This is a genomic window from Morganella morganii H1r (assembly GCF_000633515.1).
GTDB classification, from domain to species: Bacteria; Pseudomonadota; Gammaproteobacteria; order Enterobacterales; family Enterobacteriaceae; genus Morganella; species Morganella morganii_B.
The window spans coordinates 14,006-30,204 of the sequence record NZ_AYMP01000053.1 but is presented as its reverse complement, the minus strand read 5'-3'; the positions used below and the strand labels follow the sequence as shown (position 1 = coordinate 30,204).

The 16,199-nt window shown below is 41.9% G+C and carries 11 protein-coding genes and 3 pseudogenes; 10 read left to right on the top strand and 4 right to left on the bottom strand.

Going from position 1 to position 16,199, the window contains the following annotated elements; translation table 11 throughout:
* Positions 1-120: 120 nt before the first annotated feature.
* A pseudogene (locus U868_RS23835) lies at positions 121-465 on the bottom strand (integrase core domain-containing protein); the annotation flags it as partial.
* Between U868_RS23835 and U868_RS0121385 the strand changes: the two are divergent.
* Positions 464-1,356: pseudogene (locus tag U868_RS0121385) on the top strand (IS110 family transposase); the annotation flags it as partial. The pseudogenes U868_RS23835 and U868_RS0121385 overlap by 2 nt on opposite strands.
* A gap of 219 nt (positions 1,357-1,575) precedes the next feature.
* On the opposite strand, the pseudogene U868_RS0121380 reads toward U868_RS0121385, so the two are convergent.
* A pseudogene (locus U868_RS0121380) lies at positions 1,576-1,692 on the bottom strand (transposase); the annotation flags it as partial.
* A gap of 198 nt (positions 1,693-1,890) precedes the next feature.
* Positions 1,891-2,535: a YoaK family protein gene (locus tag U868_RS24850; RefSeq protein ID WP_071997754.1), complete on the bottom strand. Its 645-nt coding sequence runs from the start codon at positions 2,533-2,535 to the stop codon at positions 1,891-1,893.
* Between the two features lie 313 nt (positions 2,536-2,848).
* Between U868_RS24850 and chaA the strand changes: the two genes are divergently transcribed.
* The 9 genes from chaA (at position 2,849) to U868_RS0121330 (ending at position 15,239) form a co-directional block, all read left to right on the top strand.
* Positions 2,849-3,943: a sodium-potassium/proton antiporter ChaA gene (gene chaA / locus U868_RS0121375; RefSeq protein WP_025155054.1), complete on the top strand. Its 1,095-nt coding sequence runs from the start codon at positions 2,849-2,851 to the stop codon at positions 3,941-3,943.
* A 307-nt stretch (positions 3,944-4,250) separates the two neighbouring features.
* Positions 4,251-4,562 (top strand): DUF1240 domain-containing protein, encoded by a 312-nt coding sequence (locus U868_RS26400; protein WP_071997753.1) that lies wholly within the window; start codon positions 4,251-4,253, stop codon positions 4,560-4,562.
* A gap of 546 nt (positions 4,563-5,108) precedes the next feature.
* The gene (locus U868_RS0121365) at positions 5,109-6,053 is read left to right on the top strand and encodes a heparin lyase I family protein (RefSeq protein ID WP_080694405.1); all 945 of its coding nucleotides are present in this window, start codon (positions 5,109-5,111) and stop codon (positions 6,051-6,053) included.
* Positions 6,054-6,658: 605 nt separating this feature from the next.
* Entirely contained in the window at positions 6,659-7,906 is a 1,248-nt protein-coding gene (locus U868_RS0121355; RefSeq protein WP_025155052.1) for a hypothetical protein, read from the top strand.
* A 133-nt stretch (positions 7,907-8,039) separates the two neighbouring features.
* The gene (locus U868_RS0121350) at positions 8,040-12,995 is read left to right on the top strand and encodes an RHS repeat-associated core domain-containing protein (protein WP_051583095.1); all 4,956 of its coding nucleotides are present in this window, start codon (positions 8,040-8,042) and stop codon (positions 12,993-12,995) included.
* Between the two features lie 612 nt (positions 12,996-13,607).
* Positions 13,608-14,003 carry a hypothetical protein gene (locus U868_RS0121345; protein ID WP_025155050.1) on the top strand — a complete coding sequence of 132 codons (396 nt, stop codon included), beginning with the start codon at positions 13,608-13,610 and terminating at the stop codon, positions 14,001-14,003.
* A 153-nt stretch (positions 14,004-14,156) separates the two neighbouring features.
* Complete coding sequence (locus tag U868_RS0121340) at positions 14,157-14,378, top strand: YdcH family protein (RefSeq protein WP_025155049.1); 222 nt, start codon at positions 14,157-14,159, stop codon at positions 14,376-14,378.
* Positions 14,379-14,446: 68 nt separating this feature from the next.
* Positions 14,447-14,935 carry a GNAT family N-acetyltransferase gene (locus U868_RS0121335; RefSeq protein WP_029991446.1) on the top strand — a complete coding sequence of 163 codons (489 nt, stop codon included), beginning with the start codon at positions 14,447-14,449 and terminating at the stop codon, positions 14,933-14,935.
* Between the two features lie 118 nt (positions 14,936-15,053).
* On the top strand, positions 15,054-15,239 hold the full coding sequence (locus U868_RS0121330) for a YegP family protein (RefSeq protein ID WP_025155047.1): 186 nt from the start codon (positions 15,054-15,056) through the stop codon (positions 15,237-15,239).
* 67 nt (positions 15,240-15,306) lie between these two features.
* Here the strand turns inward: U868_RS0121330 and nqrE are convergent, their stop codons facing one another.
* A complete protein-coding gene (gene nqrE / locus U868_RS0121325; RefSeq protein ID WP_025155046.1) occupies positions 15,307-15,906 on the bottom strand; it encodes an NADH:ubiquinone reductase (Na(+)-transporting) subunit E in 600 nt (199 codons plus the stop codon).
* Between the last annotated feature and the right edge of the window lie 293 nt (positions 15,907-16,199).

Sequence of the window (16,199 nt, the reverse complement as noted above, 5' to 3'; positions counted from 1 at the left end):
TATGGGGATCTCTCAGCGCTTCGGCGGGTTTTTTATTGGGGAAATCTATGCCATTACGTATCCCCCGCGCCTGCCGCAAACGAGGCTGCGCAAAGACAACCACCTGTAAGTACACCCGTTTCAGTTCCACACACTTTTTGAGATTTCGTTATTTTCAGCTAATAACCGGTATTCTTCCGGTGCCAGATTATTCAGGGATTCATGCGGACGCTCCCGGTTATATTCCCTCAGCCAGTGTTCCGTGATCTCCTGTACTTCATTCAGTGTCCGGAACAGATAAAAATCCAGTATTTCGGTCCGGTATGTCCGGTTAAAACGTTCGATAAAGGCATTCTGAGTCGGTTTACCCGGTTTAATAAATTCCAGTATCACGCCATGCTCTTCCGCCCAATATGCCAGTGTCAGTGATATAAGCTTCGGACCATTATCCATCCGCATTTTCACCGGATATCCGCGTGTTGCAACTCCGGTTTATAAAAAACGCACTGATCGTAAAACGTTACTACAACCGTCGCGAATATTCCGGCCTGCCTGATTGGAGTGGAAGCCTCCACGGGCGCATTTTACTGGCAGCGTGAGTTCGAAAAACCGGGACATAAGGTCAAAGTGATCAGCCCCCAGTATGTAAAACCCTTTGTCCGCGGGCAAAAAAATGACGGTAATGATGCACAGGCTATCGCAATTGCTCTGATGCAGCCAACAATGCAGTTCGTGCCACCCAAAAGCCCTGAACAGCAGGATATTCAGGCTCTGCACCGTGCAAGACAGCGTATTGTTAATCACCGCACTGCGACAGTCTGTCAAATCCGGGGACTGCTGCTTGATCGGGGAATAACAATCGGCGCGGCAGTCTCAAGAGTTCGTCGTGCTGTTCCGCTTATTCTTGAAGATGCTGAAAATGGTCTTAGCGTTAGAATGCGCAGGACGATTGCAGAACTTTATGATCTCTTTAACGATCTTGGTCGTCGTATAAGCTTTTTTGATAAAGAAATTGATGCTGTGTTCAGGCAATCAGAAGCCTGCCAGCGCATTGCCAAAGGAACTGAATTTAAAAATGGTCGTCACTTTGCCGCATGGCTTGGTCTGGTTCCACGACAGCACTCGAGTGGTGACAGGCAGGTACTGATGAATATGACAAAAAAAGGCGACAAGCATTTGCGAACCTTATTTATTCATGGAGCCAGGGCAGTCGTTAGAGTAGCTGCAAATAATAATGAGGGTTATTTAAATCAATGGGTTAATCAGCTAAAAGAGCGACGAGGATTTAACAAAACGACCGTTACAGTCGCCAATAAAAATGCCAGAATTATTTGGTCAATTCTTCACAATGAAACAGAGTACAGACCGGCAGTGTAATAGCATACCTTTAAAAGTTGCAAAGTATTGAAAAATGGCTACAGGTTGAACCTGCACGATCGGAACCTGACTATTATATTGGCCTCCGTGGCCGTCCGGTTGTTGAGGCGATTGTGTGCGGATTACCCATTTGGGCACAGATATTTCTGATACCGGATAGATGTAAGCAACAACCTAAAACCTGATTCAGTACTTGCAAAACGTAGGTAGTCCATAGATGTAGTAACTGGCTTCGGATATACCGGCTTCACGGCAGACATCTTTGACTGTCCGTCCGGCTTCGACGGATTTCAGAACGGCGATAATCTGATGTTCAGTAAATCGGGCTTTGCGCATAGCGATCTCCTCAGGATACATATCAGTATGGATGAAGATCTCTGAAAGTGAATGGGACTTTTTTCCGGGATACTTACAGTACCACTGGTAAATTCAATTTCTTTGTCATTATTTAAATAACCATGTCATGATTTTTACTTAAATAAAAAATTAAATTTTAATATATTCAGTGAGTTGTTTGGTCTCATTAATCTCATGTTAGTTATGGTTTTTTTGTAAGTGAAAACTAAATAAAATAGCTGTAATGATAATGACGATAACGAATGAAAAACCCGCATAGCCAAAGTTAATTGATAAGATGCTACCTAAAATACCTCCCAAAATAAAAGATGTAATAAGACATAAGTAGATTTTTTTTTCATTATTACATTGTGGTGATTTTAATAATGTCCCAATTAAATTAGTAGACATTCCAGTGATGTATGTTGTATGTATCCCAGTGTTATTGAAATTTGAAAAATTACCATTCTGTATTCCCATCGATAAACTTATTGCAATAATAAACATATAGTTATTATCAATCTCATTAAATAAAAAATAAATGGAGAATACTAATGTTATTATGCATAAAATAAATAATAAAATATAAGTCTGTGATTTTTGGTCTTCATTTTTCAATCGAAATTTATAGCCGAATATTGTGCCTAATAAAAATCCAAATATTGATACTAATGTAGTATTTAACATGGACCAATTAAATGTTGTAAGATAAATTAAACTAAGTATACTATTACCAGTTAGATGCCCTGTAAATGTTTTTAAAAGAATAAATGAACTGGCATCAGTAAATCCTCCAATACATGATAGTAAAGCGTAAAAATAGATTTTATTTTGGTTTGCCATATTCAAATATCCTAAGTTGTTTTTTATTATCGAGGTGATTTATATTTAATTTTTAAATATTCTATCAGAATATTAAATGGTTTCACTTCTAATTAATATTCTAACAAATAAAATAGCACTAATAAATAATTTATTCAAATTGCAATCCGAAATTTTCCATAAAAATCATTTCTAATGTAGCAGATGGCATCGAAAGATAAAGATTTATTAATTTTTCTAATGATTATTGTGTGAAGCCTCTATTTAGTTGTATATGAACTTAAATTGTATTATTTTTAAAAGAAATAAAACTATGTGCAATTGAGGGATTTTTATGAATGTAATGAAACGAAAAAAATCGCGTCATAAAGAAACATCATTGATATTCTCGTTTTTAGCTATTGTTATTTTATTTTTTTTTGGAAAGACAAATGACTTATTAGTTATTGTTTTGGTTAATATAATTTCCTTAATTGCTATTTTATTCAGTGCGTTTAGTGTTGTTCGACATGCAGATGTTCTGGCTCATCGGCTAGGTGAGCCCTATGGATCATTGGTATTAAGTTTATCAGTAGTTATTTTGGAAGTAAGTTTGATCTCCGCATTAATGGCAACTGGAGGAGCTGCACCAGAATTGATGCGTGATACGCTATATTCAGTGATCATGATTGTAATAACAGGTTTAGTAGGGATTTCTCTCTTACTGGGAGGTTATCGGTTTGCAACTCAATATGTCAATTTGGTTGGAATAAAACAATATTTGATAGCTATCATCCCATTGGCAATGCTTGTTCTTGTTTTCCCTTCTACATTGCCAGAAGAAAATTTCTCAGTAGTTCAGGTAATAATTTTTGCAGCAGTTTCAGCTATAATGTATGGTGTTTTTCTGGTTATTCAAACACATACTCATAAAGATTTATTTATTTATGAATATGAAGATGATATGGATAACGCCTCCCAACATGATATTACATCCAAGTACAATACTACCAGGCATGGGATATGGTTGGTTATTCACCTAATTGCCGTTATCACTGTAACTAAAATGAATGCTATCACGCTGGAATCATTATTAACGGTTCTTAATGCACCAAAACAGATAACCGGATTTTTAATCGCACTCCTTATTTTATCACCAGAGGGTGTTGGTGCTATTAAAGCGGTGCTTTTGAATCAAGTACAACGAGCTATGAATATATTTTTTGGATCAGTACTTGCTACAATATCTTTAACAGTACCAGTAGTGGCAATTATTTCCCTAATTACAGGCCAAACCATTATTTTTGGTTTGGATGTTCCTCATATTATGATACTAAGTACGGCATTATTACTGAGTCATATTTCATTTTCATCAGGCCGAACAAACGTACTGAATGGTGCTTCGTTATTAGCTATCTTTGTCGGCTATCTGGTCACTCTTTCATTATAATCATGACATTGATTATTGTCCCTTATCTTAGAATCAGCAGTGTTGCTTTTAGTGTAATTCAAATCTTATACGTAGTATCTACTAACATAGCTAAATTTGAAATATTAAATAGATTTGATGAACATTTCCATTTAAGCGAGAAAATGATAGCCAAAATGAGAGAGATTAAAAATATCCCCGAAACAGAAAAATATTGGAAGGGTAATATATAATGAATAATAAAATTATTTATGCCTGCATAATCCTTTTCGTTATTGGGTGCTTATTGGTTTATCCTTTTTAAATTGGCGTTTTCTCTATATTATCATTGATTAGGAATGATAATATAATAGAATTTTCATATGGTTCAATTATTTTACTTTCTATGCTGTTGTTGAGCTATTTTTTTATTGAAGGCAGTATTAGGAGTATTTATCTTTGGTTAATTAAAAAGCAAAGGAATAATAAAAAATATAAAATAATTGGTATATTACTAACCTTGTGGGTTGTTTTATCCTTACCAATATCATGGGTAGGAAGTTATTACCTAATATCTCATAATTATCAAAAGTGTCCGCCAACCAATCTTTTTACTCAGTATTACACAACTGATCTTTCTTTGTGCTCATCTCCACCATAAAATGTAATTTGAGCGGAGATAAGTCACTTATAGTACTTTGTAATTTCTCACTAATAGCAATCATGGTAGTTGTATTTTTTCCGGAATTGCCTTATTGTATTCAGATAGTGGGCATCTTACGGTTAGCGCACTACACAAATTCTGAACCTCGTATTTGCGGGGTTTTTTTATGCCTGAAATTCAAAGAGGGGATCTCTCCTCATTAACTATTCTCATACTGTAAAATGGGCGGCTGGCGGGTGTTGGTAGTACCTTCCCGGCCATTCACCCGTTTGCGTGCTCACGGATAAACGCCTCCCCAAAACGGTATAAAATGTGTACTGGTTATGAGGGCTTGTTTCAAAAGTCAACACAACAGTATCTTGCATTTAAGGGTATACCCTAACGTTACAAAATCGGAATTTATAGTATTCTCTGTTGTAAGTTGTTATTCATGGGGATACTTAATGCGTTTTTGAGTGCATTTAATAGTATTAAAACAGCTCGTGATTATATATTTAATCATAAAAAATTTACACAAATCACGATTTATCATGACAAGGATAAATGATGTTACCAGTCTTGAGTAATTATTCTTTACCCCGGGCTTTAAATCAGCCAATACATACTGTAGATACTACTTCTCTGCATCTTAATAACATCACCCGGGAGATAAGAAGTATTCGAAATACTGACGCTCATTGCGTAACAGTTTCTCATATGGACAAGTCATATGACCCTATCTCTCATGGTCGCGGACGGAAACTGGAAAGTATAAAAACCTCCTTTAAAAACAATATAAAATCTTTAAAAAAATACAATATAAGCATCAATACGGAAGCTTATACTAAATTAGGTCCATCAGGACAGAAAGAAATAGAAAAAGCTATAGATGAAAGATACCTTTCTTTTGAGAATGGCTCCTGGGTTGGAAAAAAAGATGAACACGTTTTACGTTTTAACCTTCCAAAAAAGAAAGGTAATTTCAGAGTCGAGCTTGCGCATAGAAATAATTTGAATATGAACACTGATTCTATGTATGAGTTTCAGATGAGAGCAGGTTATGCAGCACATGATGTAATTTTTTTTCAGGTAAAAGAGTGTGGCGGTGATATGAAGATCCATGGTCGGGGACGGCCTCCGGTATCTCTTCATTTAAAGAATGAAAAAGAAATACATATTGTAATTAACTCGGAAAATGGAAATATATTAAGAGAAAAAATAGCAACGCTTAGCTGCCCTCAGGAATGGTATAAATTCAAAGTCAGGATTGTCTGGAACAGAGATCACTCGGGTATTCAGGTGGCAGTCAATGGAAAAAATGTTTTTGAGACAAATGTTTCATTTGGTGCGCATAATTCCGGAAACCATTATAGCAAGTTTGGTATTTATGTTCCTCAGCAGAAAAATAAGGAAGGAGTGAAAGATACGTCACTTCTATTTGACAATGTTAAAGAGACTCATCGTTTTTTCAACCCTAAGATTCGGAAGAATAAGGTAAATAAATCATAATTAATTTAAAAATGTATTAATTTATGATATGGCAAATAATTTACATTTATTACGAACCACGATTAAAACGTTTTTTTGAGTTTGAGTGCAGTTAATGTGAGCCCGGCTTTCTTGATTGCGAGCCGGCAGAATAAATGTTTATCTATATTGAGTACCATTGAACCTCCACCTGAAAGAGACTCTGACTTCAGTTTTTATCATCAACTCAATTTTTGCAACAAGCCTCGGGTAATGAATAAAAAACTTAAAAATAGTATAAATTAATATGGATTAAATAATCGTAATCTGCATTAAAAAACAATGTCGATATGGCGATATTTAAATGGTATCGTCATTATAGTGATGATTTAATCAGAAGACGTCAGAATTAGGATCCTTAACCGGAGTGGTAATAAAAATAAAGTTAATGTTTATTTCATTGTTTCCATCAATATTAAACTCCTGTGTCATTAATTATAACGGGGGTATAAAAGATATGTGCTCTGAGTATAGTGCCGGAGGCTCATACTACCGGTTAATTTTAGTTATCTAAATGCAGTTGAATACGTATTGTTATAATTCAGTCTACTAAAATCATATCGATGGTTATATACAGAGGTGTTATTATGAGTGTATGGGATAAATTCAATAAATTAAAAACATTTAAAATTATGTTTCATGATAGATCAGATGCTAAAAATGCTGAAATTTTCGGTAATGGTATCAATCAGGTTAAAATACTTATTCATATTAATATAGAAAGCACTGATACATATACAGATAAAGGTAAAACATATCACTATGACCTGGATATCACTGATGAAGAGCTTAACGAGGTTCTGAGTTTGATTACCTACCAGACGGGAGAGAAAATTTCACGGAATAACGGGAAATCATCAGTACGTTACTGGAATTCATCAACATCAGCGTCTGCCTTTTCTGCAGCATTCGGCTATGATATGTTTTTTACAAAAAATGAAGATGCTGCTTCATTAAAATCGGGGCAGGATTTTATTTTTTATGTATCCGCAGCGGATTTTTCCGCTGATCAGGATATTGAAATAGCTGCTGAAATTGATATTCCCGGAGTGGGTGTTTTTAATACAACATCTCAGGGTACTGATACGATCAATGGCTCCAAAGGAACGATGTCTGGTTCTGTATTTAAAATGCCGGCCTATGTTCATGTGCATGCCAGGACGAAAATAGATTATTCGGAGAAAAAAAACCTATTTTTACGACAAAGTAGTTGGGCACCTGCAGGAAAGCAAACATTTACTGTTCATGACTATAAATCTGACAGTAAATACTGGATTAAAGAAAATGGCGCATCCTTATACCAGAGTATTGTTGAGGTCTATCCCGGTCAAAAGGATACGTTAAAATTCATCAGCGTGGAATTTTCCCGTGATAACCTGATTACATCAAAAGAACTCCTTGATGGAAAAGCCATATGGCATCATAAAAAAGAAGATGGTATTTTATTAACAGATAGCAGAAATAATATATCAAGCCTTTCGGCAATGGAAGGGTTTGGTAAAAACGTGAATCACCCGGATTATGATATATATTTCTGGGGTAAACCGGACAGCGATGAATTGAAAGGGTTTTGTCACCTGGCTGATTCAGTATGGCAATATAAGGTTGATGTTAATATTCCGTTTAAAAATATTTCCGGAGGTGGTGTATCTATTGTCGGCCATAAAATCAGCATACCCACAGGAAAAAATGTTTACTCTAATCACTGGAATGGAAAGTCTTCCCCTGCGGTGTATTCAGTAGTTGATAATTACGGTAATAAAGGAACATTCAAAATTAATTTCTTTGTGGACCGGACTCACTATGAAAATCTGGGTAAGGTTGATTTAGGATAAAACAGTTTATTTGTTTTTTATTTTACAACTGCTTTTACTCTGTATTTTTCCGGAAATATATTCCCCCTAATAATCTATTCCGGGGATAGCTGGCTATATCCGGCCACGCGAGTCTATATCAGGAGTATTTATTATGAATGACAGTTTTACGTCACAGACATCCAACTTTATCAGTGCCATGAGCACGGGGGTCGACCCGCGCACCGGTCAGTTTATGGTTAATCTGCCCGTTATATCGTTAACCGGTAACCATCAGCTGGGTCCTGAACTCCCCCTGTCTCTGAGCTATTCATCACTGAACAACATTAACAGTGGTTTTGGCACCGGTTTTGCCCTGAGCCTGACACAGTTTAATAACAGAACTCATTTACTGGAACTGAGTAACGGTGAAAAATACCGGGTCAGTCCCGGTACCGATAAGGTACGCAACCAGACACTCAACAGTTTCCGTTTTGTGTTTACCAATGGTCAGGGAGACGGGGAAGGGTACACCCTTTTCTGGAAAGACGGTAAAACCGAACGACTGACAAAAACCGGAGATGATGAGACATTCGTCACCACGGCCGTCATATCACCCGCCGGACGACAGCTGTATCTGACCTGGAACTGGAACGGACAGGTGTCCCGGCTGTCTGAAGTCCGGGATGAGTCAGTCATATTGTGCCGGGTAAATTACCGGACGGAATCGTCAGAGATGACACTGTGGCCGGGTACCGGAGATGAACGTCACATTCAGTTTGAACTGCTGAATGAGATGTACCTGGATCGTATTTTCTCCGCAATACCGGATGGTAACAGCCTGAATTGTTATTTCAGTTATGATCTTCTGCCGGGAATGAACACTCTGTTGCTTACAGGGGTGAAATACCCGGCCGGCATGACAGAGAACGTCGTCTATAACCGGACGGAAGGACTCCGTCATCCCGCCGCATCCGGTATCTCTGCCCGTTTGCCGGTTGTATTCACGCATACCTGTAATCCGGGGGCCGGACAGCCGGAAACAGTCCGGCATTTCTCGTACACCACGCAAAACTTCCTCGGTTTCAACGGCAATTTTGGTAACTGGTTTGCTGACAGTGATTATATCTGTACCACATTAACGGATTATACCTACGGTTCAGCGGAAACTATCACCAGTGGCGGTGTCACCGTCACCACGAAGCGGGAATACAATAACTATCACCTGCAAATCTCGGAGGAAACCCGGAAAGGAAGCTGTACTGCCCGGGAGGACATCACCTATTATGCCAGGCCTTATGTCTTTATTGACGGGCAGCCTTCTCAGTTTCAGATGCCCGTAAAGAAAACGGTTACCCTGACCGATACCACTCTGCCTGCCGCAGAGCAGACCCGTAAGGAAATGACGGAAACGGCGTTTGATGAACACGGTAATCCGGTCAGTATGAAAGCCCCTGACGGCACACTGACCACTTATGAATTTTATCCGGCAGAAGGCGGGGACGACTGTCCGGCCGAACCGAACGGGTTTGTCCGGTTCCTGAAATCCGTGACGGTAACACCGCGGGACAGTGATTATGATGACACACCGGAGAAAACCACAACATACACCTACCGCCTGTTAGGCAACCGGACGGACGGTGTGGTACAGGATACCGAATCCGTCTTCAGCGGTGATACGCTGCTGTCTGTACGCACCACGGAATATGAGGAAGACACCGGAAGTACAGAGTATGGCCGCGTCGTATCATTCACCGACACCCTGTATAACCCGGATGCAGAGGGGCAGCCGTTTACCGGCAGACAGGATTTTGACACTGAGGTCAGCGACAGCGGCCTGATGACACAAACGGTTATTTTTACCGGTTATGACGGGTTGCAGTCATCGGCCACACAGCGCCGGTCTGTGTATCACGGGCTTCTGCATTCTGAGGTTTCACCACAGGGGATCGAAACCCGTTACACCTATGACACGACGGGGCGGATACTGACGCGGACACAGAATGCCGGTTCCGCTGAGTATGAAAACACCACGGTATGGACGTATGAAATCACAGCAGCGGGTCCGGTTACCACCCTGCGGGACAGCACCGGTAATCAGGAAAAACGTTATTTCGACGGTGCCGGTCGTCAGGTACGCAGGCAGGTGTCGGATACTGACCATACACACGAATGGTTTGATGTTACCTCGGTACAGTATGATGCTTTCGGTCAGGAACAGAGCAGCACGGAACAGGACCGGATTACGGCCGGGACGGATGCCGGCAGACGCTTTAAGGTCAGCGGCTCCATGGATTATGACAACTGGGGGAATCTGTCAGAAACGGCCTTTTCAGACGGTCTCCGCGAACTGACACGGTCAGATCCTGTCCGGCGGATTTTCAGCACATATTCACAGGGCGGGGAAGGAACGGCTCAGGTAAAAAGCGGCACTGTCAGCACCCGGCTGGATAACATCACCGGGCTGCCGGTGCGGGAAACGATGACGGATGTCTCCGGGGCTGAGCAGGGGCAGCACAATTATGTCTATGACGGACTGAACCGTCTGCGGGAAGAGAAAGACACGGACGGTAATATCACCACCTATTGTTATGACCTGTCTGACCGGGAAATTTCCAGGACACTGGCTGACGGCACGGTGGTTACCCGCGAATATGCCCCTGCGTCAGATAACGGGCAGGTCAGCGCGGTTAAGGTATGCGGCCCGGGGACGGACGGAAAAACGCTGACCATGGGGCAGCGTGAATATGACAGTCTGGGCCGGTTAACCCGTGAAACCAGCGGCGGCCGGATGACCGGTTACCGCTATGAGGGTGCCTCTCCGGTGCCGGCTGAAATCACGTTTCCGTCGGGGAAGTCACTGAAATATGATTATATTCCGGAGCTGGATAATGTTCCCTGTCGTGTGAGCGGTGAGGAAATAAACCAGACGTATGACTACGATAACCTGACCGGTGAGCTGTTAAGCGCCGCCGGGGCAGATACCGGATACGGCTGTGTCTGGTCACCGTCAGGCAAACTGATTCAGGAGCGGTTCACCCGGCGGAACAGTGAGCGGCAGGCCGATTATACCAGTACACCGGGCGGCGCGCCGCTCAGTTATACGGATATTACCGGGGCACAGACGTATTATACCCGTGATGAATACGGACGGGTTACCGGAATACAGGACAGTGCGCTTGACGTTGTGCTGAACTACGATGCCCTGAAGCGTCTGTCCGTTCAGACTGTGACAGACAGAGCCTGCGGCGCCCGGCTGACCACGGTGTTTGAATATGACGATTTCAGCCGTGAAATCAGCCGGACACTCACAGACAGTAAAGGCGTCACGCTGACCACTGAGATGCACCGGCTGAAAAACGGACGGCTGAGCCGGCAGGTCACCCGGCAGAGCAGCACGGTGCTGAAAGATGAGTACTATGAATATGACCGCCGTCACCGTCTGGTCAGTTACCGGGTGAGCGGCAGCACCCCGCCGCCGGATGCTTACGGTAACGTGCTGTCAGGTCAGCAGTATCAGTATGATGCGATAAATAATCTGATCACGGTTATCACCACGCTGGCGGACGGCAGTAAAGATACTGCCGCGTATCACTACCGGAATACCGCGGACCCGGCACAGCTGTCAGAGGTGACACATACACATGCGGCCTATCCGCCGCGGATTAAACCGGAATATGATGCTGACGGCCGGATGATACGGGATGAGGCGGGCAGAACCCTGGTTTACGATGTGGCGGGGCGGCTGACGGGGGTCAGCGGAGAAAATATTAACGGCGGCAGTTATCAGTATGATGCGCTCAACCGGCTGGTGAGCCAGCATGTCAGCGGCGGGGATGAGCGGGAACTGTATTACCGCGGTAACACCCTGGTCAACGAGGTTCTGACGGCAGACCGGGAGGAGACGCGGCTGATTAAACGGGGCGGTCACTGTCTCGGTATGAGTCAGGGGGGTAATCTGACGCTGACGGGAACCGGCCACAACAACAGCCTGATATGGTCAGAGAATAAAAATGACGGTGTGACACGGCATAACTGGTCACCGTATGGCAGCGGAAATCCGGTTGATTTACTGCCGGGATTTAACGGTGAGCGGTGTGACCCGGTGAGCGGCAGTTACCACCTGGGGAACGGCTACCGGGCCTATAATCCGGTGCTGATGCGCTTTAACTGTCCGGACAGTCTGAGTCCGTTTGGTGAGGGGGGAATTAATCCGTATGCGTATTGTGCCGGAGACCCGGTTAATTTTACCGACCCGTCGGGCCATATGAGCACGGGGAGCGGTGTGGCAATCGGTATGGGGATTGCCGGTCTTCTTGCCGCTGCATTTACCGCCGGATTGTCCCTGTACGTAGCGTCAGCGGTAGGCAGTCTGACAGCAAGCGCGGCGGTTTTTTCGGCTACTGCGGCGGTCAGCTCGGTGTCAGTATCGTTCCTGGTAGCCGCCGTTTCTGATGTGGCGGCAATAGCCTACGGTGCCACACCAGAAAAATATACGAAGGCATCGGCTGTGTTGGGGGTGACATCACTGGCTTCCGGTTTAGCCGTGATGGCAGGCCTTGCCGGGAAAGGTATTGCCGCTAAAATTGCGGGAAGTATGAACAAATCAATACTCAAACACAGCAATGCTTTTGCTAATACTATTGATTTTGATACATTTTCACTCATTAAAGCTGGGAGTAACCCCCAAAAGAGGGTGGTTATAACTGCAGATGGCGTTCAGGCACTTTTAAATCGTAAAGTATCGATACGGCCAGACCTGGAAGTACGATTCTACGTAAATAAACATAAAGCATTTAATGATCCCGGTATATCTGCAATAACGGGGAATAAAGTTATTCCCCGTGAGTCTTATAGCTATCCATCAAAAGTAAGGAATCACTATTTATCTTTTTACAAACCGGATACTTTGGCGAATTTGTGTTATACAGCACGTGCAGATAATGTTGATATAATTATGATAAAAAAAACAACCAGTTTATATCATATATTAAACACACTGAAACAAAACGGAATAAATTATAAAATCGTCGATTGTGCATTTTGCAGATCGACTATTACAGATACTGCTCTGGAATACGTGGGAATAGAGATGCCGGCTCAGGATGCGTTGCTGGCTTCCTCTGTCTGATGACAAATTCTCTGTTTTTCATCAGATTTTTATTGTGATAGCCCCGGGTGTGCCCGGGCGGAAGGCTGTCAACCCGCTTTTACGGGTTTTCTGATAACACGATAGCCTTCAGTTACCTGCTTTCCGCAGCACACTTTTGTCAGACAGCAAAGTACGGTGTATTAATACAGTTATTTCGAGGAGGACAAAGAACGAGAAATATCCAGCCGGCATCGTAACGGCGGGGAAACCGGGTGGCGACAGGAGATAATAATCCCGGTTATCCGAATATTGCGGAGAGGTTTGCGGATGGCTATCTTTACGCTGCCGGGTACCCCATAATGCTGCAACATATTGAAATAAAAGTATTGGAATGCTCAGCGCTATCAGTATCAGTTCACCTGATACCGTTATGAAATAATACAGATTATTTTTATAAAATAATCATCCGCCGGATGAATTATGATTGGTTATTTATTTTATAAGTATAGGAAAGGACGGAGGAATTTATTTTTTATTTTACTTAGTCTCAGGTGGTATTATCAGTTCGTAACGGCGGGTTATTTTTCATTATATTTACATATAAAATAATCTTATGTAATAATGCCGGGTCAATTATCAGGAATTAACCTTATGCATTATGTAGTTATATCTCATTTATCATTATGTTTGCTTGTCGGATGTGCTGAGGCAGGAAATAAAACGCGCTCCGAATTAACCATAGCCACCACCGATACACATGATGATCTTATGAATAGTGCGGCCGCAAAGCCGGCTTATATGTTTTCAGGTCGCTCTAAATTTGAACAGGACGCAGAGAAAAGCCAGAATAAACTGAATGAAATTTTTAAAGCCGGACTGAAAGAAAGCAAAAATACCGGTATCGATAGTGACTTTTCTTATAAACCTGATGAGTTTCCGTCTGCTGCCTATGGTCAGTATACGTCCCCGGAGGTTGTCTGGAATAGTGAAAAGCAAACTTATGAAGTAAAACCATCAGCACGCATGACTTTCACAATAACACCCTGATTTATTATCAGGCCGGCCACTGCATAATCTTCGTGCAAAACGGATGTGGTATTAAACCGCAAACCAATGTCAAATTTTCAGCGTCTGATCTTTGATTTGCAGGCTGAAATCGCAGATGATGATTATATAGTCACTGACAGGAGGTAAATTGTTATGTTTCCGGAATACCGTGATTTGATTTCCCATCTTCGCCAGAATAATCATCAGTTTCGTACGCTGTTTGATAAACACAACCAACTCGATCATGAAATTGCCCGTCTGGAAAAATCCGACAGAAGCGGCTACAGTGAGGAAGTGGTGGAACTGAAAAAACAAAAATTACGTCTTAAAGAAGAAATTCACCAGCTTCTTAAAGATCCGCCGGAAGATGACTGAATTTCCTTACTATGCCATCGGTTAATCCGGTGGCTTTTTGTTTACAGAGACAAAAAAGAGAGGACAAAATGATTTGTTACCGGCAGATGGTCAATACAGATTGCGGGCAGGTTGCTGCATTGTTACAGGAGAATGCACAGTCGCGGCAGGGTGGATTGCTGGGGGAATATCCGCTGAAAAAAATCGAAAATATGTTTGCGCAGGCACTGACGGTGATTATTGCGCAGGATGATGACGTAATTGCCGGCGTGGTATTCAGTTTTCCGGTACAATCTGCACAAATATCGCCGGTGACCGCTGTCATTTCACAGCAATTCGGTGAACTGCTGGAAAATAACTGGTTTTACGGCCCGGTCTGTATTGCGGCGGATTATCGCGGGCAGGGAATTTTACCGGCACTGTATCAGCGGTTGTGTGCAGAAAACAGCGGAAAACCGGTTGCCTTTATTAATCAGGATAATGAGCGTTCGATCCGTGCTCATCTGAAATCCGGTATGAAAGAGGCCGGTCATTTTATCTGTGCTAATACCCCTTATTTACTGATGATTGGCCGCTGAATATCAGCGGATTTTATCTTTTCCGGTTTTTATTTCCTGTTTTTACGTACCAGTGACTATACTGAAATCGTCATTATGCTTTGCCGTATTAACATGATTTTCAACCGAGGAGCTTGTTATGGGGTATTACGAGTTAAAAAAATCAACCAAAGATACACCGCAGCCGTATTATTTCGTTCTGAAAGCCGGAAACCATGAAATTATCGCCACCAGCGAAATGTATGCCTCAAAGCAGGGGGCATTGAATGGTATTGCGTCTGTACAGAAAAATGGTCCTTCTGAAGTCATTAAAGATTTGACCTGATCAATACCGGTAAATTAAACGAAGGCTCCTGATGGTTGCTCTGCCAATATCAGTGAGCCTTTTGTATTTACAGAGAAATACCGGAAAATGACATAAAACCGAGAGACATCAGCCCTGCAGAGATAAAGGTAATACCCAGCCCGCGCAATCCGCGGGGAATATCGGAATACTTCATTTTTTCCCTTAATCCGGCGAGAGCCGTAATGGCCAGCAGCCAGCCGATTCCGCAGCCTGCACCGTATGTAATGGATTCAGTAAAGGTATAATTCCGTTCAATCATAAAGATGGTGGCGCCGAAAATAGCACAGTGGATAGTCAGCAGAGGCAGAAAAACACCAAGTGAGTGATAGAGGGACGGGATGAATTTATCGAGGAACATTTCCAGAATCTGAACCAAAGCAGCCAAAACAGCAATAAAGGTAACAAACGACAGAAAAGTGAGGTCAATACCCTCAATAATTGCACCATCAGACAGCAGGTAATGATAGATTAAGTTGTTGATCGGTGTGGCAACAGTCAGCAGGAAAACAACGGTCAGACCGAGTTTAAAAGAGGTATTAACCTCTTTGGATACGGCAAGAAAAGTACACATTCCGAGAAAAAAACTCAGTGCCATGTTCTCAATAAACGCTGCTTTTATGAAAATATTAAGATGATTTTCTATCATTACCCCTCCTTTGTTATATTTTGATTGATTATTTTAATAAAAACAGTAAATTAAATAAAGTACATTTCCTGTTAAATGAGGTGATGTCATGAAAAAAGTCAAAAATAAATGTGCGGCAGCGCTTATTAACCACTATTTCCCTGATTTATCCGCAGACTTGTCCGATTATGATGTCGCGGAGAATAATCATTTTTTCAGTGTAAGAGTCTGGATTAAAGACGAAATTTATCCTGATTATATTATTTTTGAAAAGTGTACTGTGTCAGGAGAGCTGTATCTGATTAAATCGCTGT

Bases quoted from the DNA above. Each gene is read 5' to 3' on its own strand.
- U868_RS24850 (WP_071997754.1), bottom strand. From the start codon at position 2,535: ATGGCAAACCAAAATAAAATCTATTTTTACGCTTTACTATCATGTATT.
- chaA (WP_025155054.1), top strand. From the start codon at position 2,849: ATGAATGTAATGAAACGAAAAAAATCGCGTCATAAAGAAACATCATTG.
- U868_RS0121365 (WP_080694405.1), top strand. From the start codon at position 5,109: ATGATGTTACCAGTCTTGAGTAATTATTCTTTACCCCGGGCTTTAAAT.
- U868_RS0121355 (WP_025155052.1), top strand. From the start codon at position 6,659: ATGAGTGTATGGGATAAATTCAATAAATTAAAAACATTTAAAATTATG.
- U868_RS0121350 (WP_051583095.1), top strand. From the start codon at position 8,040: ATGAATGACAGTTTTACGTCACAGACATCCAACTTTATCAGTGCCATG.
- U868_RS0121345 (WP_025155050.1), top strand. From the start codon at position 13,608: ATGCATTATGTAGTTATATCTCATTTATCATTATGTTTGCTTGTCGGA.
- U868_RS0121340 (WP_025155049.1), top strand. From the start codon at position 14,157: ATGTTTCCGGAATACCGTGATTTGATTTCCCATCTTCGCCAGAATAAT.
- U868_RS0121335 (WP_029991446.1), top strand. From the start codon at position 14,447: ATGATTTGTTACCGGCAGATGGTCAATACAGATTGCGGGCAGGTTGCT.
- U868_RS0121330 (WP_025155047.1), top strand. From the start codon at position 15,054: ATGGGGTATTACGAGTTAAAAAAATCAACCAAAGATACACCGCAGCCG.
- nqrE (WP_025155046.1), bottom strand. From the start codon at position 15,906: ATGATAGAAAATCATCTTAATATTTTCATAAAAGCAGCGTTTATTGAG.